22 protein-coding genes, 1 tRNA gene and 1 pseudogene are annotated in these 21,171 nt (G+C 64.8%); 15 read left to right on the top strand and 9 right to left on the bottom strand.

Annotated elements, in window-relative coordinates:
* Positions 1 to 17: 17 nt before the first annotated feature.
* Positions 18 to 1,412: an FAD-binding oxidoreductase gene (locus OP497_RS03400; protein WP_280546537.1), complete on the top strand. Its 1,395-nt coding sequence runs from the start codon at positions 18 to 20 to the stop codon at positions 1,410 to 1,412.
* 18 nt (positions 1,413 to 1,430) lie between these two features.
* Here the strand turns inward: OP497_RS03400 and OP497_RS03395 are convergent, their stop codons facing one another.
* Positions 1,431 to 2,180 (bottom strand): IclR family transcriptional regulator, encoded by a 750-nt coding sequence (locus OP497_RS03395; protein WP_280546536.1) that lies wholly within the window; start codon positions 2,178 to 2,180, stop codon positions 1,431 to 1,433.
* A 385-nt stretch (positions 2,181 to 2,565) separates the two neighbouring features.
* Between OP497_RS03395 and OP497_RS03390 the strand changes: the two are divergent.
* Positions 2,566 to 2,823: pseudogene (locus tag OP497_RS03390) on the top strand (ISAs1 family transposase); the annotation flags it as partial.
* A 42-nt stretch (positions 2,824 to 2,865) separates the two neighbouring features.
* Here OP497_RS03390 and OP497_RS03385 read toward each other — a convergent pair.
* On the bottom strand, positions 2,866 to 3,381 hold the full coding sequence (locus tag OP497_RS03385) for a YqaE/Pmp3 family membrane protein (protein ID WP_280546535.1): 516 nt from the start codon (positions 3,379 to 3,381) through the stop codon (positions 2,866 to 2,868).
* A 266-nt stretch (positions 3,382 to 3,647) separates the two neighbouring features.
* Here OP497_RS03385 and OP497_RS03380 point away from each other — a divergent pair, with 266 nt between their 5' ends.
* The 8 genes from OP497_RS03380 (at position 3,648) to putP (ending at position 11,248) form a co-directional block, all read left to right on the top strand.
* Positions 3,648 to 4,055, top strand: coding sequence for a CBS domain-containing protein (locus OP497_RS03380; protein WP_280546534.1), 408 nt, complete (start codon positions 3,648 to 3,650; stop codon positions 4,053 to 4,055).
* Between the two features lie 387 nt (positions 4,056 to 4,442).
* Positions 4,443 to 4,516, top strand: a tRNA-Gly gene (locus tag OP497_RS03375).
* Between the two features lie 139 nt (positions 4,517 to 4,655).
* A complete protein-coding gene (locus tag OP497_RS03370; protein WP_280546532.1) occupies positions 4,656 to 4,904 on the top strand; it encodes a 3-keto-5-aminohexanoate cleavage protein in 249 nt (82 codons plus the stop codon).
* Between the two features lie 59 nt (positions 4,905 to 4,963).
* On the top strand, positions 4,964 to 5,329 hold the full coding sequence (locus tag OP497_RS03365; protein WP_280546531.1) for a hypothetical protein: 366 nt from the start codon (positions 4,964 to 4,966) through the stop codon (positions 5,327 to 5,329).
* 70 nt (positions 5,330 to 5,399) lie between these two features.
* Entirely contained in the window at positions 5,400 to 6,200 is an 801-nt protein-coding gene (locus OP497_RS03360) for an AraC family transcriptional regulator (RefSeq protein ID WP_280546530.1), read from the top strand.
* Positions 6,201 to 6,387: 187 nt separating this feature from the next.
* Positions 6,388 to 9,579 carry a bifunctional proline dehydrogenase/L-glutamate gamma-semialdehyde dehydrogenase PutA gene (gene putA, locus OP497_RS03355; protein ID WP_280546529.1) on the top strand — a complete coding sequence of 1,064 codons (3,192 nt, stop codon included), beginning with the start codon at positions 6,388 to 6,390 and terminating at the stop codon, positions 9,577 to 9,579.
* Between the two features lie 40 nt (positions 9,580 to 9,619).
* Positions 9,620 to 9,742 carry a hypothetical protein gene (locus tag OP497_RS03350; RefSeq protein WP_280546528.1) on the top strand — a complete coding sequence of 41 codons (123 nt, stop codon included), beginning with the start codon at positions 9,620 to 9,622 and terminating at the stop codon, positions 9,740 to 9,742.
* A 15-nt stretch (positions 9,743 to 9,757) separates the two neighbouring features.
* On the top strand, positions 9,758 to 11,248 hold the full coding sequence (gene putP, locus OP497_RS03345; protein ID WP_280546527.1) for a sodium/proline symporter PutP: 1,491 nt from the start codon (positions 9,758 to 9,760) through the stop codon (positions 11,246 to 11,248).
* A 193-nt stretch (positions 11,249 to 11,441) separates the two neighbouring features.
* Here the strand turns inward: putP and OP497_RS03340 are convergent, their stop codons facing one another.
* Positions 11,442 to 11,735, bottom strand: coding sequence for a hypothetical protein (locus OP497_RS03340; protein ID WP_280546526.1), 294 nt, complete (start codon positions 11,733 to 11,735; stop codon positions 11,442 to 11,444).
* A 224-nt stretch (positions 11,736 to 11,959) separates the two neighbouring features.
* On the opposite strand from OP497_RS03340, the gene OP497_RS03335 reads away from it, so the two are divergent.
* Positions 11,960 to 12,592 carry an OmpW family outer membrane protein gene (locus tag OP497_RS03335; RefSeq protein WP_280546525.1) on the top strand — a complete coding sequence of 211 codons (633 nt, stop codon included), beginning with the start codon at positions 11,960 to 11,962 and terminating at the stop codon, positions 12,590 to 12,592.
* A gap of 233 nt (positions 12,593 to 12,825) precedes the next feature.
* Here OP497_RS03335 and OP497_RS03330 read toward each other — a convergent pair whose 3' ends face one another.
* Positions 12,826 to 13,158, bottom strand: a complete 333-nt coding sequence (locus OP497_RS03330) for a YqcC family protein (RefSeq protein WP_280546524.1) — start codon at positions 13,156 to 13,158, stop codon at positions 12,826 to 12,828.
* A 297-nt stretch (positions 13,159 to 13,455) separates the two neighbouring features.
* Here OP497_RS03330 and OP497_RS03325 point away from each other — a divergent pair, with 297 nt between their 5' ends.
* The 4 genes from OP497_RS03325 (at position 13,456) to OP497_RS03310 (ending at position 16,437) form a co-directional block, all read left to right on the top strand.
* Entirely contained in the window at positions 13,456 to 14,481 is a 1,026-nt protein-coding gene (locus OP497_RS03325; protein WP_280546523.1) for a DUF3549 family protein, read from the top strand.
* Positions 14,482 to 14,504: 23 nt separating this feature from the next.
* On the top strand, positions 14,505 to 14,942 hold the full coding sequence (locus tag OP497_RS03320; protein WP_280546521.1) for a RimK/LysX family protein: 438 nt from the start codon (positions 14,505 to 14,507) through the stop codon (positions 14,940 to 14,942).
* A 31-nt stretch (positions 14,943 to 14,973) separates the two neighbouring features.
* Positions 14,974 to 15,882 carry a 30S ribosomal protein S6--L-glutamate ligase gene (gene rimK, locus OP497_RS03315; RefSeq protein WP_280546519.1) on the top strand — a complete coding sequence of 303 codons (909 nt, stop codon included), beginning with the start codon at positions 14,974 to 14,976 and terminating at the stop codon, positions 15,880 to 15,882.
* Between the two features lie 108 nt (positions 15,883 to 15,990).
* Entirely contained in the window at positions 15,991 to 16,437 is a 447-nt protein-coding gene (locus OP497_RS03310; protein ID WP_280546518.1) for a hypothetical protein, read from the top strand.
* Here the strand turns inward: OP497_RS03310 and OP497_RS03305 are convergent.
* Genes OP497_RS03305 through sufC form a run of 5 tightly spaced genes read right to left on the bottom strand, consistent with a single transcriptional unit; the run spans position 16,358 to position 21,119 of the window.
* Positions 16,358 to 17,140, bottom strand: coding sequence for an ElyC/SanA/YdcF family protein (locus tag OP497_RS03305; protein WP_280546517.1), 783 nt, complete (start codon positions 17,138 to 17,140; stop codon positions 16,358 to 16,360). The two genes, OP497_RS03310 and OP497_RS03305, sit on opposite strands and share 80 nt — an antisense overlap.
* A gap of 20 nt (positions 17,141 to 17,160) precedes the next feature.
* Positions 17,161 to 17,733, bottom strand: coding sequence for a putative Fe-S cluster assembly protein SufT (gene sufT, locus OP497_RS03300; RefSeq protein ID WP_280546516.1), 573 nt, complete (start codon positions 17,731 to 17,733; stop codon positions 17,161 to 17,163).
* Positions 17,734 to 17,751: 18 nt separating this feature from the next.
* The gene (locus OP497_RS03295) at positions 17,752 to 18,993 is read right to left on the bottom strand and encodes a cysteine desulfurase (protein ID WP_280546514.1); all 1,242 of its coding nucleotides are present in this window, start codon (positions 18,991 to 18,993) and stop codon (positions 17,752 to 17,754) included.
* Positions 18,994 to 18,996: 3 nt separating this feature from the next.
* On the bottom strand, positions 18,997 to 20,370 hold the full coding sequence (gene sufD, locus OP497_RS03290) for a Fe-S cluster assembly protein SufD (protein WP_280546512.1): 1,374 nt from the start codon (positions 20,368 to 20,370) through the stop codon (positions 18,997 to 18,999).
* Positions 20,367 to 21,119 (bottom strand): Fe-S cluster assembly ATPase SufC, encoded by a 753-nt coding sequence (gene sufC / locus OP497_RS03285; RefSeq protein WP_280546510.1) that lies wholly within the window; start codon positions 21,117 to 21,119, stop codon positions 20,367 to 20,369. The genes sufD and sufC overlap by 4 nt, the downstream gene beginning before the upstream one ends.
* Between the last annotated feature and the right edge of the window lie 52 nt (positions 21,120 to 21,171).

Below are 21,171 nucleotides of genomic sequence, written 5' to 3'. Positions count from 1 at the left end.
CAGAAATTGGATATGTCATGAAGCCAAGTACTGATCCGAAGATCTTTTTTGCCGAACTGACAGACTGTATCGACGCCAGAGATCTACATCAGGAGGTGCCGCCGGCGCACCTACATGACTGGAGTGACGAGGCCGCTGGCCAGCCTCTGGGCTTGGTCACCCCTCGCTCAACCATACAGGTGTCAGCAGTGATGGCTGTTTGTGCCCGCCATGGCATACCCGTGGTACCCCAGGGTGGGCTCAGTGGTTTGGCTGGTGGTGCCGTACCCTCCGATGGTTGCCTGCTGCTGTCTCTAGCACGCATGAATGCCATTGAAGAACTCGATTCCGCCGTTGGCACCATGCGTGTGCAGACCGGTGCGGTTCTGCAAACCATTCAGGAGCAGGCCGAGTCAGAAGGCTGGATGTTTGCGCTTGATCTGGGTGCCCGCGGCTCCTGCCAGATCGGCGGTAACATCGCCACCAATGCTGGAGGCAATCGGGTCATACGTTATGGCGTGATGCGTGATCTGGTATTGGGCTTGGAAGTGGTTCTGGCCGATGGCCAGGTGCTGGACCTGATGCAATCGATGAAAAAGAACAACACCGGGCTGGATCTCCGACAGTTATTCATCGGTTCCGAGGGAACTTTGGGTATTATCACCCGGGCGGTTCTGAAACTTAGTCCGGGTGTAAGAGGGGCTAATACTGCCCTGATTACCTTTACCAACTACGATCAGGCTTTGCAATTCTTGAAGCAGGCACAAACGGCCTTTTCTGGACACGTCAGCGCATTCGAACTAATGTGGCCTGATTACTATCAGTTTGCATTGAAAACCCTTTGTCAAGCCGATCAATTTGACCGTGAATACGGCTACTACCTGCTATTCGACGTTCAAAGCAGTCACCCAGAACAGGATTATCCGCAGTTTGAACAACTGATGGCCGATGCCTTCGAGAACGGCACTGTAGACAACGCCGTACTGGCCACTTCAGAACGGGAAATTGAGGAACTCTGGCAACTGCGCGATTGCGTCTCGGAAATCCTGTCAATCAACGCGCCGACCATTAACTTTGATGTCTCTGTGGGTCTGAACCAGATCGGTATTTTTGCCGACCAGCTTAGAGCCACCCTGGATGAACGCTTCCCAGATCTAAACAAGTTGTTCTTCGGCCACGTTGGTGATGGCAACCTGCACCTGGTGGCCGGGCCGGTGCAGGGAGGCAAGGCGATAGAGCACGCCATTGAAACCGAGGTCTACCGCACTACCCGGGACTTCTCAGGCTCTATCTCTGCCGAACACGGCATTGGACTGCACAAGAAAAAATGGCTGGGCTATTCCCGCTCGGAGGCTGAGCTGGCTTTAATGAAATTGATTAAACAGGCGGTAGACCCGCAGGGCTTGCTGAACCCCGGCAAGGTTCTGGATTGACTTGAATTCCAGCCGGACTCAGTCCGGCCGATATCCATAGACCTCTGAACTAATATCGGTAGCGGTATTTTTGACCGTTTGAATCAACTCCTCGATTCTCTGATCGTTCATGTACTCTACCGCACTGGAAACACTGATCGCGGCAACCAGACGATCCGGTTTAGCCAGAATGGGCGCAGCCACACAACGGATATTCCGGCTGTCTTCGCCGATATCCAGCGCATAACCGATCCGGGCATACTGCTGCATGTTGGCCAGAAACTCGGCTTTCTTTTTTGGAGTCCCGCCCTCCCTTTCGTATACCTTGGCCCATTCTTCGGGTGTGTCCAGCAACACCAGCGCCTTACCTACGCCGGTGTTGTGCACGTTCTTGCGGCCACCGATACTGGAGCTGATGTTAACGGCTCGGTAACCGACAAGCTTGTCCAGGTACACGACTTTACCAGATTCGCGCACCGCCAGATGGACGGTGTCTTGTGTCTGCTCATTAAGTGCTTCCAAATAGGGCCGGGCCGAGCGAACCAGATTGGTACTGTCATAAGCACGAAAACCCAGCTGAATCAGCTTAGAGCCAAGCTTGTATTTCTTGCCATTGGCTTTCTGGACATAGCCCTGATCGTACAAAAACTGCACAATACGGTACGCCGTGCTGTAGGTCAACTTGCAGTGTTCGGCCAGAGTCGGAATATCTTGGTCAGCGATCATCAGCTCATCAAAAATGAGAAAAGCACGTTCAATCGTCTGACTTTTACTCTTGGGTTTAGTCATTCTACTTCTTGGAAATTTTGCATCATGGAAGGCCTGATTCTGATTCCGGGCTCTCAAAAAAGTCTCTTATGATACCATTCTCAAGCCTTGGTATCAGCCTGAAATATTGGAAATATGCCCTACTAAATTGTACCTGATTGGGTCGTGTGACCGATACACCCCGTAGCACAGGGTGATCGTACGTAGAGATTCGTTCGCAATTGGCAATTGCTTCATAAAGAATGATTCGATATAGCTGGGGCATTTGATCGGAGGATGCGTTGCCCCAGACTGCCGTGCCAATCCTGAATATCTTCGCCACCGTTACCGATCCGCGTCATCCCAGCAAGGTGCAGCACCCCTTGCCCGACTTGCTCACCGTTGCCGTCTCGGGGTCCTCGTCGGCGCCAACCAGCTGGCCAAGGCGGTTCGACAGCATTGGCGCATCGAGAACCCGGTGCACTGGTGCCTGGACGTGACCTTTGCGAATGACCAGATGCAGGCATGAACGGCGCACGCGGGGCATAACCTGGCGATTCTCAAGCGGTTGACGCTCAACCTGATTCGCTTGGATCCGGTAAAACGCAAGGGAAGCTTCAAGACCAAGCGAATCATTGCGGCCACCTCAGATGAATATCGCGCTCATCTACTTGGCTTGGAATGAGAAGCCTTCTCTACGTGCGATTGCCCTGCGTGATCCGCCCCATCAATGCGAGGCGCGGCGCAGCCACCACAGCGCATGCACGACCCCGGGCAGCCAGCCCAGCAGGGTCAGTGCCAGGCTGGCCGCCACCCGCCCCTTGCCACCTTGCGAGAGACCGACGGCCAGCGGCGGCAGCAGCACCGCCAGGACATGCAGGCCGCGCCGCGGCTCGGCGGCCGGCGCCTGCCCTTCGTCCCGCTCAGACGATGCCGGTGTCCGGTCGACCCGGGCCCGGTCGCCCGCCGCCGGGGTGAAGTGCTGAACGGCCTCCCGGGACTCGTGCTCGAGCGCCCGGCGATGAGCCTCGTGGTCGATCTTCTGGTCGAGTGCGCCGGCGCCTTCGGCCAGCGTCTCGTGGTAGCGCTCCCACTCCTCCCAGTCGAAGGGTGTCCCCGCACGGGGGCGGTGTTCCCCGGCTTCCCGTGCCCGCGACCAGGCCTTCTCCTCCAGGGTGTTGGGGCGCTCCTGGTCCTGCTCGCCGTCCAGCCCCTTTCTGGCCATGTACTCCCGAGCATCCATGAGGCAGCTCCATTGATCGTTGCATGCCAGCGCCACGGCCGGCCCGTGTTCTCCAGAGTGTGACACATTGGAACCGGTAACCGAGGCCGGGTTCCCGACCGCTGGCCCAAGGCCCTGGCCAGCGTGGAGAAGCGTTGGCGGCTCGCGTACCGGCGATTCCCGCGAGTCGGCTATGCTGGAGACGAGATACGGCTGCGGCCCGTGCCTGGCATCGCAAACGCTGGCTGCAGCCCAGGCCATTACTGTCCGGCACAAGGAGACACGCCATGCCCAACAAGGCCCCTACCATCGTGCGCGAGATCATGTCCCGCGATTGCTACCGGGTCACCGGCAAGACCTCGGTCTCCACCCTGGCCGAGGGCCTGGCGCTGCATCGCCTGCCCGGGGTGCCCGTGGTCGACGAGCGGGACCACCTGATCGGCTTCATCTCCGAACAGGACGTGATGGGCAAGGTGCTGGAAAGCTCCTACCTCAACGATGAGCCGCCGCTGGTTCGGGAACTGATGCGCAACGAGGTGCTCTCGGTACCGCCCAACAAGAGCATCACCGACCTGGCCCAGGAGATGCTCGGCGCCAAGCCCAAGGTCTACCCGGTGGTCGAGCAAGGCCGACTGGTGGGCATCGTCACCCGCCGCGACGTGCTCAGCGCGCTGCTACGCATGCGCCACACCTGAACCGCCCTGCCCCTCTCCCTGGACACCCGGCCCGGCGCCGGGTGTCGTCGTTTCCGGGATACGGAAAGGGGCGGCGATACCGAAAGGGGCGGCGACAAAGAAAAGCCGCCCCATGAGGCATGGGGCGGCAAAATCGAAAGTGCAAGCTGAGGCAACAGTGTTAGCGACTGCTATCGCGTTGCTGCCTACGCTCATTCAGACAGCGCCACGGAGAAAAGTTCGTCAGGCAGTCATAAAATATCGGTGACGGGACGCTCTCCGGGCGCACCAACCTCTTATACCTATCGGTAAGACAGAGAAAAACAGCGACTTAGCGGGGAGGAAGCAAAAAACTTCCGCGACGGCTTGCAAAGGCTAACCGATTGGTTTTACTATCGAAATCGCCTCGCGGGTGTAGCTCAATGGTAGAGCAGAAGCTTCCCAAGCTTAAGACGAGGGTTCGATTCCCTTCACCCGCTCCAGGCCCACCCTGCCCGCACCGCTTTCTTTCCTCGCCTTGCGCCATGCCATTCTCGATGGCCATAAGCTATTGATTTTTTTCCGTTAGCATCACAAGCGCGCTGCCGAGCGAATACCATCAAAAAAGGATGCGTATCGAGCATGGCACCTGACTCCCAGTGGTGCGGCGCCGAGATAGGCGCCCACCAGGAGACCCTCAACGAGGGGTCGATCGCCGCCGTTGGTTATACCCGTACGGGAGTGGAAGACAACGTGCGCCTTGACAAGGACACCCTGGCACCCTCCAATGCGGCCCTTGTCCAACGCGTCGCCGAGATGTGCGAGCAACATGGTCGACCTGTCGCCACCTGGCAGCAGGCCCGCCAGATCCTCGACATCCCGATGCCCTGACACCCCGCGCACCACCGGGCCCGGCAGCGACCGGGCCCGGCCATCCGGAGTCGCGAACCATGGCCCTGTTCCTGCTGGTCCTCGTCGTCTGCCTGGTCATCTTCGGCGGCATGATCGCCCTGCTGATGCTATCCGGGACTCCGCGCTACCGCACCGAGCCCGAGCACCTGCTGGAGCTATTCGACAAGGCCCTGGAGAGTCGCGTCGGCGAGACCGAATGGAACACCATCATCGGCTACCCGATCCGCCATGACGACTATTTGGACGGGATCCGTCGCCGCGCCCAGCGCTTGATGGACGAACACGGGCGACATGGCCGTGTGACCCGCGGCAAGCCGCTGCTCGACACCATCGGCCAGGAGGAACTCGCGGCACTACGCGACCACTTGGCGGCGCATACCTCGCTGCAGCGCCGCCAGGACTGAGCCCAGCGTTGATGAAGCATCCGATAGACTGTGGTGTCATGCCCCTGACATGCCCAGCCGGAGGCCATCCATGACCAGTGCCATCCGCCAGATCCCGCTCGACACCGCGATCCACCACCATGCCCACGATTTCCATCAGATCGTGATCGGCCTGCGCGGCGAGGCGGAGTTCGAGATCGAGGGGCTCGGGGGCTCCATCGCGGCCGGCTCGGGATGCATCGTGCCGGCCAACCACCTGCACCACTATGCCGGGACCGGCGACAACCGCCAGCTGATCCTCGACCTGCCCAGCGATGCCTTCGCGGTCACCGGGCATCACCACGAACTGGTGCGGCTGTTCGATGCCCCGCGCTTCTTTGCGCTCGACACCTCGCTGCGCCACTACCTGGACTTCCTGCTCCAGGAACTGAGCCTGCTCTCTCGCCAGGCGCCCATCGACCCCATCCACAACGAGCGTCTGGCCGGCACCCTGCTGGGCTCCCTGCATGCCCGCCTGGCTGCCGAGTCGCCGGCGCCGGGTCGCGCCCTCGACCTGGCTGCCCTCGACCGCTTCATCGACCACCACCTGGGCAGCCGACTGCGCGTGGCCGACCTGGCCGCCGTGGCCTGCCTGAGCGAGACGCACTTCAGCGAACGCTTCCGCCAACGCACGGGCCTCTCCCCCTGGCAGTACGTGATGCGCCGCCGACTGGATTGCGCCAGGCAGATGCTGCAGCAGAGCCACCTGCCGCTCTCCGAGATCGCCGCCCTGACCGGCTTCACCAGCCAGAGCGCCCTGTCGCGGGCCTGCCGCCAGGCCTTCGGTCACCCTCCCAGCCAGTTGCGCCGCGTCCAGGGCCAACGGCTCGCTTCGCCCACCCCATGTCGCTAGACGAAGGTCGAAACTTCAATCCTGCCGCGGCCAAAAACCGTGGAATCGTGAAATAGTGCCGGGATTTCGGCAAGCAAGACAGCGCCTGCCGCCCTACCCTCATTGAATGCCCCGCGCCCGCCTGCAACTCTTCGCCACAGCGGCCGGGTCCTGCCCTCTGACGACGGGTGACAACCAGGGGACCTAGATGCTCAACGCCAACAACATGCTCGACGCCAGCACCTGGCGCCATGAGCTCGACACTCTCTTCGTACGCATCAGTGACCACTACATCGTCGACGAGAATGCCTTCGTCGGCGAACTGGTCAAGGTCCTCGATGCCGACAACGAGGACTTCCGGCGCATCGCCGGCAAGGCCGCCGAGCTGGTGCGCGAAGTCCGCGAGATGGACACCGCCGTCGACACCATCGACGAGCTGCTCCAGCAGTACAGCCTGGACACCCACGAGGGGCTGATGCTGATGTGCCTGGCCGAGGCCATGCTGCGCATCCCCGACAAGGCCACCGCCGATGCCCTGATCGAGGACAAGCTGGGCCCCGCCGACTGGCAGGCCCACATCGGCAAGAGCGAGTCCTGGATGGTCAACGCCTCCACCTGGGGCCTGCTGATGACCGGGCGCGTGGTGACCATGGACAAGTCACGCGAGGGCAAGCCGTCGAGCTTCATCAACAGGCTGGTCAACCGCATGGGCGAGCCGGTGATCCGCCGCGCCATGGTCGAGGCCATGAAGATCATGGGCAGGCAGTTCGTGCTCGGCCGTGACATCGACGAGGCGCTGAAGCGCTCGAAGCCGCTGTTCGACAAGGGCTACACCTACTCTTACGACATGCTCGGCGAGGCCGCCCGCACCCGCGCCGATGCCAAGCGCTATTTCGACGACTATGCCCGCGCCATCGAACGGGTCGGCAAGACCCGCAAGGCGCTGTCCTCGAAGACCCCTTCGCCGTCGGTCTCCATCAAGCTCTCGGCCCTGCACCCGCGCTACGAGTTCGGCCTCCGCGAGCAGGTACTGCGCGAACTGGTCGACAGCGTGCGTGAACTCGCCACCCTGGCCCGCGAGCGTAACGTCGCGGTGACCATCGACGCCGAGGAGGTCGACCGCCTGGAGATCTCCCTGGAGGTGTTCCGCGCCGTCTACGAGAGCGAGACCTGCAAGGGCTGGGGCCACTTCGGCCTGGTGGTGCAGGCCTACGCCAAGCGCGCCCTGCCGGTGCTGCACTACATCAATCGCCTGGCCGAGTCCCAGGGCGACGAGATCCCGCTGCGGCTGGTCAAGGGGGCCTACTGGGACACAGAGGTCAAGGAGTCCCAGCAGCTCGGCGTCGACGGCTACCCGGTCTTCACCCGCAAGGCCTCCACCGACGTCGCCTACCTGGTCTGCGCCCGCTTCCTGCTCTCCGACGAGACCCGCGGGCGCATCTTCCCGCAGTTCGCCACCCACAACGCCCATACCATCAGCACCATCCTCGAGCTGGCCAACGAGGCCACCCGCGCCTTCGAGTTCCAGCGCCTGCATGGCATGGGCGAGGCGCTCTATGATGCCGCCCTCAAGCGCGCCCCCGAGGGCACCTATTGCCGTATCTATGCGCCGGTGGGGGCCCACAAGGAGCTGCTGCCCTACCTGGTGCGCCGCCTGCTGGAGAACGGCGCCAACTCCTCCTTCGTGCACCAGCTGGTGGATCCCAAGGTGCCGGTGGAGTCGCTCTGCGTGCACCCGGTGGATACCCTGCGCCAATACGGCAGCTACGCGAACCCGCAGATTCCGCTGCCGACCGACATCTATGGACCCAAGCGTCGCAACTCCCGCGGGTTCGACCTCAACATTCGCAGCCAGTACCAGCCGCTGATGGACGCCATGGCGACGACCATGGACAAGACCTGGCAGGCCGCCCCCCTGCTGGCCTTCGAGGTGAAGGCCGACCCGGCCAATACCCATGAGGTGACCTGCCCTTACGACCGCCGCCGCCAGGTCGGCACCATCCAGTGGACCACCAGAGAGCAGGCCGGCAAGGCCCTGGACGCCGCCTGGGCCGCCTTCCCGCGCTGGGAGGCCACGCCCGTGGCCGAACGCGCCGCCATCGTGCGGCGCCTCGGCGACCTGATGGAAGAACACATGGCCGAGCTGATGACGCTCTGCTCCCGGGAAGGCGGCAAGCTGCTCACTGATGGCATCGACGAGGTGCGCGAGGCGGTGGACTTCTGCCGCTACTACGCCATGAAGGCCGAGGAGCTCTTCGCCGAACCGACCCGCCTGCCCGGGCCGACCGGCGAGTCCAACGACCTGATGATGGGCGGCAAGGGGGTGTTCGCCGCCATCAGTCCCTGGAACTTCCCGGTGGCGATCTTCTGCGGCCAGCTGGTCGCCGCCGCCGTGGCCGGCAACACCGTGCTCGCCAAGCCCGCCGAGCAGACCTCGCTGATCGCCCACCGGGTGATCGAACTGCTCTTTGAGGCCGGCATGCCCCGTGACGTGGTACAGCTGCTGCCGGGCGACGGTCCCACCGTAGGCAGCGTGCTGACCAGCGACCCGCGCATCACCGGGGTCGTGTTCACCGGTGGCACCGACACCGCCCAGATCATCAACCGCGCCCTGGCCGCACGCGACAATGCCCCGCTGCCCACGCTGATCGCCGAGACCGGCGGCATGAATGCCATGATCGTCGACTCCACCGCCCTGCCCGAGCAGGTGGTGGTGGACGCAGTCCGTTCGGCCTTTCAGAGTGCCGGCCAGCGTTGCTCGGCCTTGCGGGTGCTCTACCTCCAGGAGGACGTGGCCGACCGGGTCATCGAGATCCTGAGAGGGGCCATGGACGAGCTGCAGGTCGGCGATCCCCGCGACCTGGGGACGGACGTGGGCCCGGTGATCGACGAGGACGCCCGCCAGGGACTCACCGCCCATATCGACAGGCTCAAGGGCGAGGGTCGCCTGGTGGCCGAGACACGCCTCGATCCGGCACAGACCGCCGACGGCACCTTCGTTGCGCCGGTGGCCTTCGAGATCGATGGCATCGAGGCGCTGGAGCGCGAGCAGTTCGGCCCTGTGCTGCACATCGTGCGCTACAAGGCCAGCGAGATCGACCGGGTGGTCGACGCCATCAACGGGCGGGGCTATGGCCTGACCTTCGGCGTGCACAGTCGCAACGAATCCTTCGCCGAGCAGATCGCCCGGAAGGTTCGTGTTGGCAATGTCTACGTCAACCGCAATATCATCGGTGCCGTGGTCGGCGTTCAGCCATTCGGCGGCCAGGGTCTCTCCGGCACCGGCCCCAAGGCCGGCGGGCCGCACTACCTGCTGCGCTTCGCCACCGAGAAGACAGTGACCGTTAATACCGCCGCCCTGGGTGGCAATGCGTCACTGCTTGCGCTGGGAAACGAGTGAACCTCACTCATCATCAACAAGAAACTGAAGGAACCCCCTAATGATTGAAAACAATGCCAATAACGGCCTCACGCTAGCGCCCGACCCGATCGTGGTGCTCGCCACCAGTGTTCTGGCCGGCACGCCTACCAACAAGATGTCGGAGCTACATCCGGCCCAATAAACGGGAGAAGTTTTTATGGCTACTGGCGTTTGGATCAGTCTCTTCGCTTACTTTGCGCTCATGATCGCTATCGGCTTTTATGCCATGCGCAAGTCCACGTCCACCTCTGAGGATTACATGCTGGGTGGCCGAGCCCTCAGCCCACAAGTGGCGGCCCTGTCGGCCGGCGCGTCGGACATGAGTGGCTGGTTGCTGCTGGGCCTCCCCGGGGCGATGTTCGTATCGGGGCTGGGGTCTGCCTGGATCGGTATCGGCCTGCTCGTGGGTGCGTTCTTCAATTGGACGCTGGTCGCACCCCGCCTTCGCGAGCAGACGCTTCACTATAATGATGCGATAACCATTCCGGAATTCCTCGGGAACCGGTTCCCGACTCAGGCCATTCCGCTGAGAACGGTATCCGCTATCGTCATCGTGATCTTCTTCGCGGTTTACACGGCCTCTGGCCTGGTGGCAGGCGGCAAGCTGTTCGAAAGTGCGTTTGCCGGCGTTCTCAACATTGGTGGCATGAGTGACTATGCGTCGGGCGTTGTCATCACACTGGGCGTGGTGCTTGCCTATACGGTAGTTGGCGGCTTCCTGGCCGTGAGCATGACGGACTTCGTGCAGGGCTGCATCATGATGCTGGCCCTGGTGATCATGCCGGCGGTGGTGCTCTTTGGCGAAGGTGGCGGGGGTTTCTCCCAGGCCTCACAAACCCTGAACGAGGTCGATCCTACGCTACTCTCGTGGACGGAGGGACTGACCATTGTCGGCTGGCTGTCTGCGGTGACCTGGGGTCTGGGGTACTTCGGGCAGCCGCACATCATCGTGCGCTTCATGGCCATCCGGTCTCAGAAGGATGTTCCGATTGCCCGTAACATCGGCATGAGCTGGATGCTCATCTCCTTGATCGGCGCGATCTCTCTTGGCATCTTCGGGCGTGCCTATGCAGTACGCAACGGCATGAATGTCGAAGATCCGGAAACGATCTTCATCATCCTGGCGGACCTGCTGTTCCATCCGCTGGTTACCGGCTTCCTCTATGCGGCACTGCTCGCTGCGATCATGAGCACCATTTCCAGCCAGCTCCTGGTGTCGTCTTCCTCGCTGACCGAGGACTTCTACCGCCTGTTCCTGCGTAAAAAGGCTGGGGAAAAGGAGGTCGTCGCCATCGGCCGGGCTTGTGTCGTACTGGTGGGTCTGGTTGCCGCCATCATTGCATCCGATCCGAACTCCAAGGTTCTGGGGCTGGTCAGTAACGCCTGGGCAGGCTTTGGTGCGGCGTTCGGCCCGCTCATTATCCTGTCGCTGATGTGGCCGCGCACCAATGGGGCTGGCGCCCTCGCGGGCATGGTGGTGGGTGCCCTCACCGTCATGCTCTGGATCTCACTGGGCTGGAACGGAAAGTTCATGGGGGGACCCGGCGTGTACGAGATCATTCCTGGCTTCATCGCTTCCTTCATCGCCATCCTGGTGGTGAGCAGCGTGACTGCCGACGCCGGTGAGTATCAGCACATCACTCGCTAACAGAGCGCGAGAGCGCGTCTAACGCACTGAAGGTAAAGAAAGGGCTCCTGCGGGAGCCCTTGCCGTTATCGGGGCGACAGGCATCGCTGTCCGCGACTGTCTGGCGCACACGCAGAAAAGCCGCCTTCGGGCGGCTTTTCTCGTTTCTGGCTGGCCTTCTGCTCGAAAGCGGCGCGCTGCCCGTCGCGACGGATCAGGCCATGGCCGCCCGGACCAGCAGCACCAGGGTGAAGGCACCGAGCGCCACCAGGCTCCAGGGGGGCGTGGTCATCCGCCGCAGCCAGTATTGGCGCGCCTCCAGCCCCATCGGTGCCATGAAGGCCGCGCCCAACGCCCAGACGCCCAGCCCGATCAGCGGCAGGCGTAGCCCCATCGGCAGCGCGCTGATCAGGGCGGGCTGCCACAGCAGCCACAGCGCCAGCGCCGCCGCCAGCAGCATCGCCCCCAGGGTCACGCCGGGCAGGCGTCGACGTATCTTGATCTCCATCTCGGCTCTCCTTGTCGCCTGCTCCCAGTCAAGACGATTCACGGCCAGGATGCGAGTTCCCAGCGCGGCATGCCACCGCCCCTGGCGTCTTACCTTTCGCACCTTCATGGCACTGACAACCGACCCTTGCGCTGGATCAATAACTCCCCACCCCTGCCGCGATAGACTGCCGGCATGTTCCGTTGCGGCAAGCGGCCGCACCTTCGTCAACCAGGAGTCGACCCATGCACAAGACCGCCCTCCCCACCCTGCTCGCCGCCGGCATCGCGGCGGCCGCCTTCACCGCCAGCACCCAGGCCTTCGCCTACGGCGCCGGCGACTTCTTCACCCGCGTGGGCGTGGCCAAGGTCGAGCCCAAGAGCGACAACGGCGAACTCACCGCAGACAATCTTGAGATCGATGTCGAGGACGATAGCGCCTTTGCCTTTACCCTGGGCTATCGCTTCACCGACAAGCTGGGCGTCGAGCTGCTGGCCGCCGAGCCCTTCGACCACAACTTCAACATCGCCGACGGGGCTGTTACCGGCTCCACCGACCATCTGCCGCCGACCCTGACCGTGCAGTACTACCCGCTGGGCGGCACCGCGGCCCGCGTCCAGCCCTATGCCGGCATCGGCGTCAACTACACCACGTTCTCCGATGAAGAGATCGTGGGCGGCGGTGACCTTGAGCTGGATGACTCCTGGGGCGCCGCCGGCCAGTTGGGCGTCGACCTGCTGATCGACGACCACTGGGCGCTCAACGCCGCCGCCTGGTACCTGGATATCGATACCGATGCCAGCCTCGACGGTGACGACATCGGCACGGTCGAGATCGACCCGGTGGTGGTGATGGCGGGCCTCAGCTTCCGCTTCTGATCGCTCCGCCCAACACCACGAGGCCCGCCATTCGGCGGGCCTCATTGCGTTCGGTGCCTTCAGGCGCCTAGCGAGGCGAATGCCGCGAAAGATCCAACTCTACCAGGGTCGCCTCGTCGAGCCCGGTGACCGCCTCCACCGCCGAGCCACTTCGCCCGGCGGGCAGAGCCGATGCGAGCCGCGACCCGGCCAGGATTCATGTTGCTGCCGTAGGCGAAGGACCAGGGCATGGCTCAGTTCTCGGTGACCAGGCGGTCGATCTCCTCAACCACGCGACATAGCAGCAGCCGGTCGCTGACGCGCGCGCCCTCCTGCGTCAGCCAGGCCTCCACCGCGGGCGCCACGTCGCACGTCGATGGCATCGGCGAGCGCGATTCGACCAGGGCCTCCAGGCGCACGATGAGCACGAAGCGCAGCCACTGGGGCAGCGTCATGGTGTCGATGCAGAACGGCTGGACGCTGCGGTAGGCCTCCGGGTCGGGTCGCTCCATGCGCCACAGGTCGGCGGCCTTCATGGTGGCCTCGAGCTCGCGCAGGGCGGCGCCGAGTTCGTCGTGAACGGTCATCAGCAATCTCTTCGGTGCATGTGGGGCCATTATCCCCGTTCGGCCCCGCCGCTGGCCACCCCGCGGGCCTTGGCCCATCCGGAAGCGTCCCCGTTACCCGCCTTGTGCACAGTGCACAGATATCCTGAACGGGCCTGTGGATAAACGTTGGAAAGATCTCCCCTGGCCGCTTCCCATGGGCCGTGGGGCAGACTGGTCAACAACTGACCAACGACGGGTCGCGACGACGACCCTCACGGGCGGCTGACAGCACCCCGACACCGCGGTAGAGTGCACGGTTCCTGACCGGGAGACAGCATGCAACCGATCCACAGCCTTCACGACTTCTTCCTGCGCAGCGGTGCCGAGGTGAGGCTCTACCACCTGGGCCGCCGGGTCGAGCCCTGTTCGCTCGACACCCTGGCCGCCTTCGAGGCCGGCGATCTGGCCTGGCCGGCACCTTGGCGGGGAACGGCACGCCTGGCCATGGTGTTCCGCCTGGGCGACCTGGAGGACCCACTGATCTGGTTCCTGGCCTTGCCGCTGGACGAGCAGGGCCATCTCGACCCGGCCCCGCGGGACGCCTTCGTGCAGCGCCTGCTGGAGACCCTCGGCCACGGCGTGCAGGACCTGGGGCGCACGCAGAGTGCCGGGATCGACAACCTGATGCAGGACAACCCCCTGGCCTTCAGCCCCACGCTGCCTTTCCAGGCCGTGCTGCATGCGCGCGCCAGCCGGGATGCGGGCCTTCCCGCCAGCCAGCACTTCGAGCCGGCCGAGGCCTACCTGACCGGGCAACAGGCGATCGACTGGCGCGCTCTGGGCCTGCAGGGCCTGGCCGATGTCGCGGTGCGCCTGGACGCGGACACGAGCCGAACGCTGGCCGCGCGCCTCGACACCCTGCCCGGCGAGGTGCTGACCTCGCTGTGCTACTGTCTGGAGCATGTGGCGATTGCCGACGACCTGGCCCGCGCCCTGCGCCGTCGCGGAGAAGCGGCGGGCCGCGCCGGGGACATCGAGACCTTCTGCGCCTGCGTGCGGGCCATGGGCGGCGCCTCGAGCGAGCTGGCCGGCGCCTGGTTCGACGTGCTGCTCGATGACCCGGACGCCTGCGGCCCCGACCTGCTGGCGGCCATCGCCGGACGCGGCTGGCACCACCTGGAGGATGCCGAGCGCCTGCCCCGCTTCCTCAACCGCCTGGCCGAGACCCCCGGGGCCGACTTCACGGCCGTGGCCCGTGACCTGGCGCTGATCCCGCGACTGCGCCTGCCGCTGCTGATGACGCTGCGCGAGGCCGGGGCGGACTCCGCCATCGGCCGCCGTCTGGCCGGCCTGTCACGTTGAGTGCAGAGACCTGGGAGGAAATGATGAAAGAACTGCCCTACACGCCCAAGGCGGTGATCGGCCGCCGCGAGATGGTCACCCTGCCGGAACTGCACCTGACGCTCTGCGCCAAGGCCGATACCGGCGCCCGGACCTCGGCGCTGCATGCCGAGGACATCGAATCCTACGAGGAGGATGGCCATCTCTGGGTCGGCTTCACGACCCGCAGCGGTGGCCCCGGCACGCCGTCCCACGTCCACCGCATGCACCTGCATGACCGCCGGCGGGTGACCAGCTCCAACGGCCAGGCCGAATGGCGCTACGTGATCCGCACGACGATGCAGCTGGGCAGCCTGGCGTTCCCGGTGGAGCTGAGCCTGACCGACCGCCGCGACATGCGCCACCCCATGCTGCTGGGCCGTCGGGCCCTGCGCCGCCTGCTGGTGGCGCCCGGCGTGGCCTTCCTGCATGGCGAACCCTGACCCTTCCCGGCCATCGACCCTGGAGCCCCGAATGCATATCGCGCTGCTGTCCCGCAACCGCAACCTCTACTCCACGCGGCGCCTGATCGAGGCGGCCGAGCTGCGCGGCCACACCGCACGGGTGGTCGATACCCTGCGCTGCTACATGAGCATCGCCTCGCACCACCCCTCGATCCACTACAAGGGCAAGGAGCTCGAGCCCTTCGACGCGGTGATCCCGCGCATCGGCTCCTCGATCACCTTCTACGGCTGTGCGGTTCTGCGCCAGTTCGAGATGATGGGCACCTATGTGCTCAACGACAACGTCTCCATCACCCGCTCCCGCGACAAGCTGCGCTCGCTGCAGCTGCTCTCGCGCAAGGGGCTGGGACTGCCGATCACCGGCTTCGCCCACTCCCCGGACGATATTCCCGACCTGATCACCATGGTCCGGGGCGCCCCGCTGGTCATCAAGCTGCTGGAGGGCACCCAGGGCATCGGCGTGGTGCTGGCCGAGACCAACCAGGCCGCCGAGAGCGTGATCCAGGCCTTCATGGGCATGAAGGCCAACATCATGGTGCAGGAGTACATCAAGGAGGCGAAGGGCGCCGATATCCGTTGCTTCGTGATCGGCGACAAGGTGGTGGCCTCGATGAAGCGTCAGGCCGCCGAGGGCGAGTTCCGCTCCAACCTGCATCGCGGTGGCAGTGCCAGCGTCATCCGCATCACCCCGGAGGAGCGCTCCACGGCGATCCGCGCCGCCAAGGCCATGGGGCTGCGGGTGGCCGGCGTCGACCTGCTGCGCTCCAACCACGGCCCGGTGATCATGGAGGTCAATTCCTCGCCGGGGCTGCAGGGCATCGAGACGGCCACCGGCAATGACATCGCCGGGCTGGTCATCGAGCACCTGGAGAAGAATGCCGCCCCGCGCCGCAAGGTCCCGCCTCGCCCCAGGGGCTGAATCCTCAGCCCAAAGGCTAACGGGGAAGCGGCAAATTATTGATCCCCGGGGGTGGCAAATGGGCGGCGACAGCCCCACAATCTGCGTCACCGGAGGAGGTGACCGCTCATGTTTCTCGACAATCGCCAGGTGGCGATGGACAGCGCCCTAGAGGCGATGGCTGATAGCATCGACTACTTTCAGGACAACCTGGAGCGCTTGCGTCCCGCGCTGCGCGACAGCCTGAAACCCCACTACGAGGCGCGGGCGACGTCGATGCACAAGCTCCAGGAGCTGTCGCGCAAACACCTCAACCTGCTGCCCCGCGACGCCGATGTCGAGCGCGACGACTACATGTGGCTGTGGAGCCGGCTGAAGAGCTTCGTCGGCAACGAAAGCCAGGTGGTGATCGGCGAGCTGCTGGAACAGGAGCGGGTGCTGATGCAGTCGCTCTCGACGCTGTTCACCCACCCCCTGCCCGAGCCGATGGAGCCGGTCATCGAGGAGTGCTGGATGGGCTGTCGAGCGCTGATCCGCGAGCTGTATCGTCTTCAGAAGCAGCATCCGAAGCGCTGAACATCCCCGACGGGAGCCGCAGGCGGTCACGCTCCCGCGGCATGATCTGCAGGGGTTCGAGCGGCCCCAGGAAATGCGGCTCGCGCTCCCACAGGTAGAGATCCCCCAGGGTGGCCACCCGCGCCACCCACTCGCGCAGCTTGAGCCGCCAGAGCCCGGCCACGACGCGCTCGGGCGCCGCACAGCCCCTCACCTCGAGCCCCAGCGCCTCGCCGATGAACAGCGCCCGCGGCAGGTGCCAGTCCTGGGTGATCAGCAGCGCCCGCTCCACGCCGAACACGTCTCGCGCCCGCGCCAGGGTGTCGAAGGTACTGAAGCCGGCATAGTCAAGGGTCATGTCCGCGTCGCGCACGTCGCGGCCGCGCAGGTCACGCCACATGGTCACCGGTTCGTTGTAGTAGCGGGTGCTGTTGTCGCCGGAGATCAGCAGGTGGTCGACCCGCCCGAGATGGATCAGCTGGGCGGCGGCGCCCATGCGCCCCTCGAAGTGTGGATTGCGCGCCCCGCTGCGCGTCCAGTGGGAGGTGCCGAAGACGATGCCCACGGGCTCACTGCCGCAGCGCGACAGCTCGGCCTCGATCTTCCCCTGGGTGCGGCCCAGCACATAGAGATTGGCCAGCACGAACAGCAACGTCGCCAGCAGCGCAAGCGCTCCCAGCGACATCAGTACCGCCTTGAAGACCTTCCAGAATGGCCGGTGCATCGCTCTCCCCGGAGGAGGCGCTAGAACATCCCGAGTTCCAGCTTGGCCTCGTCGCTCATCATCTCACGACTCCAGGGGGGATCGAAGACGATCTCGGTATGGACCTTGCTGATCTGCGGGGCACCGAGGACCTTGTTGCGGGCATCGGCGGCGATCACGTCGCCCATGCCGCACCCCGGCGCGGTCAGTGTCATGCGGATGGTGACGATGCGCTCGCCGCTGATCAGCCGCTCGATGCGACAGCCATAGACCAGACCCAGGTCGACGATGTTGACCGGAATCTCGGGGTCGAAGCAGGTACGCAGCTGGTCCCACACGAACTGCTCGATCTCGTCCTCCGAGGCATCCTCGGGCAGGGTCGGGCGCGGCAGCGCCTCGAGGCCCAGGGCATCCAGGTTGGCCCCCTCGATCAGGTAGAGGCGCCCCTCGAAGCCCACGCTGACCGTGCTGCCCTTGGCCTGCATCACGCTGACGATGCTGTCCTCCGGCAGGGTCACGGTCTTGCCGAAGGGAATGGAGATCGCCTCCACGTCACGCTGCAGGGGCAGCTGCTGGCCCTTGTGGAGGGTGGCAATCTGCTCGATATCGCTCATGTCGCTCCTTGATAGACCTCAGCGCAGCATGCCGACGACACGCTCGAGCCCCTCGACGAAGACCTCGATCTCCTCGGGCGTGTTGTAGGCGGCGAAGGATGCCCGGCAGGTGGCGTCCAGCCCGAACTGGGCCAGCAGCGGCTGGGCACAGTGATGGCCGGTGCGGATCGCCACCCCGAGCTGGTCGATCAGCAGCCCGATGTCCTGAGCGTGCACCCCGTCGACCACGAACGACAGCACGCTCGCCTTGTCCGGCGCGGTCCCCAGCACGCGCAGCCCCTCGATGCCTAGCACGCCTTCGGTGGCATGCTCGAGCAGCCGCGACTCCCAGGCGCCGATCAGCTCGAGGCCGATCTGCTGGACCCACTGCAGGGCACGCCCCAGGGCGATCACCTCGGCGATGGCCGGGGTCCCGGCCTCGAACTTGTGGGGGATGTCGGCGAAGGTGGTGGGCGTCTCGAAAGAGACCGTCTTGATCATCTCGCCGCCGCCCTGCCAGGGCGGCATCGCCTCGAGCAGCCCGGCCTTGCCGTAGAGCACGCCCACCCCGGTGGGCCCGTAGACCTTGTGGCCGGAGAAGGCATAGAAGTCGGCATCGATGTCGCGCACGTCGATGGCCTGGTGGGGTGCGGCCTGGGCACCGTCGACCAGGATCCGCGCGCCCTGCTCGTGGGCCACCCGCGCCATCTCGCGTACCGGGTTGATGGTGCCGAAGGCGTTGGAGACATGGTTCACCGCTACCAGCCGGGTGCGCTCGGTGACGAGGTCGCGATAGGCCGCCATGTCCAGCACGCCGCGCTCGTCCACCGGAATCACCTTGATGGTGAACCCCCGCTCGCCGGCCAGCAGCTGCCAGGGCACGATGTTGGAGTGGTGCTCGAGGCGCGAGATCAGCACCTCGTCACCGGGGCCGAGGTTGGCGCGCCCCCAGCTGTTGGCCACCAGGTTGATCGCCTCGGTGGTGCCGCGGGTGAAGACGATCTCGCGGGTCTCGGCCGCGTTCAGGAAGGCACGCACCGTCTCCCTAGTCCCCTCGAAGGCCGCCGTGGCCTCGTCGGCCAGGGTATGCAGCCCGCGGTGGATGTTGGCGTTGTAGCGAGCGTAGTAGTCGTCGAACATCGCGATCACCTGGCGCGGGGTCTGGCTGGTGGCGGCGTTGTCCAGGTAGACCAGCGGCTTGCCGTGGACTTCCCGTTCGAGGATCGGGAAGTCGCGTCGCACCTTTGCCACGTCCAGCGTCAGGTCGCTGAAGTCGGCCATGGTTCACTCCTCGTTCAGGGCGGCGGCGGTTTCCACCAGGCCGGCCAGGTTGAAGCGCTCGGGGAGCTTGCCCGCCACGGCCAGTTCGACCCGCTCGGCGATGGCGTCGAGGTCGACCTGCTCCAGCACCTCGCCGGCGAAGGCCAGGGTCAGCAGGCCACGGGCCGTCTGCGCGTCGATGCCGCGGGTGCGCAGGGCGAACACCGCCTCCTCGTCGAGCTGGCCGGTGGTGGCGCCATGGGCGCACTTGACGTCATCGGCGTAGATCTCGAGCTCGGGCTTGGTGTCGATCTCGGCGCGGTCGGAAAGCAGCAGGTTGGCATTGCTCTGCTCGGCCTCGATCTTCTGGCTGTCGCGCTTGACGATCACCTTGCCGTTGAACACGCCATGGGCGCGGTCGTCGAGGATGCCCTTGTAGTTCTCGTGGGAGAAGGTGTGGGGCGCGTTGTGGTTGACCAGGGTGTGGTTGTCCACGTGCTGGCGCCCCTGGCCGTAAAAGAGGCCGTTGAAGTGGGTCTCGGCCCCCTGGCCGTTGAGCTCGGCCACCAGGTCGTTGCGCACCAGGCCGCCGCCCAGATTCAGATTGAACGAGGTGTAGCGGCTGTCGCGGGCCTGCTCGATGTGGATGCTGGCCACGTGCAGGTCACCGAGCGGCGCCTCCTGCAGCTTGTAGTGGGTGAGGATCGCACCGCGATCGAGGATGATCTCCTCCACCAGGTTGGTGAAGTTGGCGGCCTGCTCTTCGCCCACGTGATGCTCGATGACCGTGGCCTGGCTGCGCCCGGCCATCTCGAGCAGGATGCGCGGGTGGCTCATCACCGGCGCCTCGCCCGCACGGGAGAGGAACTGCAGGATGATCGGTTTCTCCACCACGGTGCCCGGCGCCAGGCGAAGCACGGCGCCCTCCTCCATGAAGGCGGTGTTGAGCGCCGCGAAGGGTGAGAACTCGACCCCGGTGAGCCGGCCCAGCGGGCCGCCCACCGCCTCGTGGTTCTCCTCGAGTGCGCGGGAGAGCGGCACCAGCTGCACGCCGCCGGGCAGGTCATCGAGCCTCGACAGGGCCGGGGCGAAGACGCCATCGACGAAGGTCAGGCGGTGGGCCTCCACGGGCAGGGTCAGGCGCGCCGCCGTGGCCGGGGAGAAGTCGGCATCCGTGGCCAGGCGAAAGTCGCCGCGGGCGATGGCCCGCACGTCGGTGTACTTCCACTCCTCGATGCGCCGGTGGGGAAAGCCCAGCGCCTCGAAGCGCGCGGCCCCCGCCTGGCGCCGGGCAGCGATCCAGCTCGGCTCAGTTCCCTGTGCTGCAAGACGCTCGGCAACGCGCTCGTCCAGCCGGTCGAGGAAACGTTTCACATCGCTCTGCACTTCTTCACTCATGCGGCGGTCTCCTCCTGCACCCAGTCATAGCCACGGCTCTCGAGTTCGCGGGCCAGCTCGGCATCGCCGCTCTTGACGATGCGGCCATCGACCAGCACGTGCACGCGATCCGGCACGATGTAGTCGAGCAGGCGCTGGTAGTGGGTCACCAGCAGGATGGCCCGGTCCTCGGCGCGCAGCGAGTTGACGCCGTCGGCGACCACCTTCATGGCGTCGATGTCGAGGCCCGAGTCGATCTCGTCGAGCATCGCGAGCCTCGGCTGCAGCACCAGCATCTGCAGGATCTCGTTGCGCTTCTTCTCGCCGCCGGAGAAGCCCTGGTTGACGGCACGCTGCAGGAAGCTGGTATCCATCTTCATGGAAGCGACCTTCTCCTTGATCAGCTTCATGAACGCCGGTGCCGGGATCTCACCCAGGCCCTGCGCCTCACGCTGGGCGTTGAGCGCTGCCTTGAGCAGGTAGATGTTCTTCACCCCCGGAATCTCAACCGGGTACTGGAAGCCCAGCAGCAGGCCAGCACGGGCCCGCTCCTCGATCTCCATCTCCAGCACGTCCTGGCCCTCGAAGGTGATCGAGCCCTGGGTCACCTGGTAGCCGTCCTTGCCGGCGATCACCGCCGAGAGGGTCGACTTGCCGGCCCCGTTGGGGCCCATGATGGCGTGGACTTCACCGGCGTTGATGGTCAGGCTGAGGCCCTTGAGGATCTCGGAACCCTCGACCGTGACGTGCAGATCCTTGACTTCGAGCATGTTGACTACCTTTGATTCGTGGTGAGCCGCCGGCGCGACTCCTTGAATGTTT

Origin of the sequence: Halomonas sp. 11-S5, from assembly GCF_029889825.1 — a bacterium.
GTDB lineage: Bacteria > Pseudomonadota > Gammaproteobacteria > Pseudomonadales > Halomonadaceae > Halomonas.
The sequence above is the reverse complement of the archived record's forward strand: the minus strand, read 5'-3'. Positions and strand labels throughout refer to the sequence as shown.

What these genes read in the sequence shown, in the direction of transcription:
- OP497_RS03400 (WP_280546537.1), top strand. Translation starts at nt 18, where the DNA reads ATGAAGCCAAGTACTGATCCGAAGATCTTTTTTGCCGAACTGACAGAC.
- OP497_RS03395 (WP_280546536.1), bottom strand. Translation starts at nt 2,180, where the DNA reads ATGACTAAACCCAAGAGTAAAAGTCAGACGATTGAACGTGCTTTTCTC.
- OP497_RS03385 (WP_280546535.1), bottom strand. Translation starts at nt 3,381, where the DNA reads ATGGATGCTCGGGAGTACATGGCCAGAAAGGGGCTGGACGGCGAGCAG.
- OP497_RS03380 (WP_280546534.1), top strand. Translation starts at nt 3,648, where the DNA reads ATGCCCAACAAGGCCCCTACCATCGTGCGCGAGATCATGTCCCGCGAT.
- OP497_RS03370 (WP_280546532.1), top strand. Translation starts at nt 4,656, where the DNA reads ATGGCACCTGACTCCCAGTGGTGCGGCGCCGAGATAGGCGCCCACCAG.
- OP497_RS03365 (WP_280546531.1), top strand. Translation starts at nt 4,964, where the DNA reads ATGGCCCTGTTCCTGCTGGTCCTCGTCGTCTGCCTGGTCATCTTCGGC.
- OP497_RS03360 (WP_280546530.1), top strand. Translation starts at nt 5,400, where the DNA reads ATGACCAGTGCCATCCGCCAGATCCCGCTCGACACCGCGATCCACCAC.
- putA (WP_280546529.1), top strand. Translation starts at nt 6,388, where the DNA reads ATGCTCAACGCCAACAACATGCTCGACGCCAGCACCTGGCGCCATGAG.
- OP497_RS03350 (WP_280546528.1), top strand. Translation starts at nt 9,620, where the DNA reads ATGATTGAAAACAATGCCAATAACGGCCTCACGCTAGCGCCCGACCCG.
- putP (WP_280546527.1), top strand. Translation starts at nt 9,758, where the DNA reads ATGGCTACTGGCGTTTGGATCAGTCTCTTCGCTTACTTTGCGCTCATG.
- OP497_RS03340 (WP_280546526.1), bottom strand. Translation starts at nt 11,735, where the DNA reads ATGGAGATCAAGATACGTCGACGCCTGCCCGGCGTGACCCTGGGGGCG.
- OP497_RS03335 (WP_280546525.1), top strand. Translation starts at nt 11,960, where the DNA reads ATGCACAAGACCGCCCTCCCCACCCTGCTCGCCGCCGGCATCGCGGCG.
- OP497_RS03330 (WP_280546524.1), bottom strand. Translation starts at nt 13,158, where the DNA reads ATGACCGTTCACGACGAACTCGGCGCCGCCCTGCGCGAGCTCGAGGCC.
- OP497_RS03325 (WP_280546523.1), top strand. Translation starts at nt 13,456, where the DNA reads ATGCAACCGATCCACAGCCTTCACGACTTCTTCCTGCGCAGCGGTGCC.
- OP497_RS03320 (WP_280546521.1), top strand. Translation starts at nt 14,505, where the DNA reads ATGAAAGAACTGCCCTACACGCCCAAGGCGGTGATCGGCCGCCGCGAG.
- rimK (WP_280546519.1), top strand. Translation starts at nt 14,974, where the DNA reads ATGCATATCGCGCTGCTGTCCCGCAACCGCAACCTCTACTCCACGCGG.
- OP497_RS03310 (WP_280546518.1), top strand. Translation starts at nt 15,991, where the DNA reads ATGTTTCTCGACAATCGCCAGGTGGCGATGGACAGCGCCCTAGAGGCG.
- OP497_RS03305 (WP_280546517.1), bottom strand. Translation starts at nt 17,140, where the DNA reads ATGCACCGGCCATTCTGGAAGGTCTTCAAGGCGGTACTGATGTCGCTG.
- sufT (WP_280546516.1), bottom strand. Translation starts at nt 17,733, where the DNA reads ATGAGCGATATCGAGCAGATTGCCACCCTCCACAAGGGCCAGCAGCTG.
- OP497_RS03295 (WP_280546514.1), bottom strand. Translation starts at nt 18,993, where the DNA reads ATGGCCGACTTCAGCGACCTGACGCTGGACGTGGCAAAGGTGCGACGC.
- sufD (WP_280546512.1), bottom strand. Translation starts at nt 20,370, where the DNA reads ATGAGTGAAGAAGTGCAGAGCGATGTGAAACGTTTCCTCGACCGGCTG.
- sufC (WP_280546510.1), bottom strand. Translation starts at nt 21,119, where the DNA reads ATGCTCGAAGTCAAGGATCTGCACGTCACGGTCGAGGGTTCCGAGATC.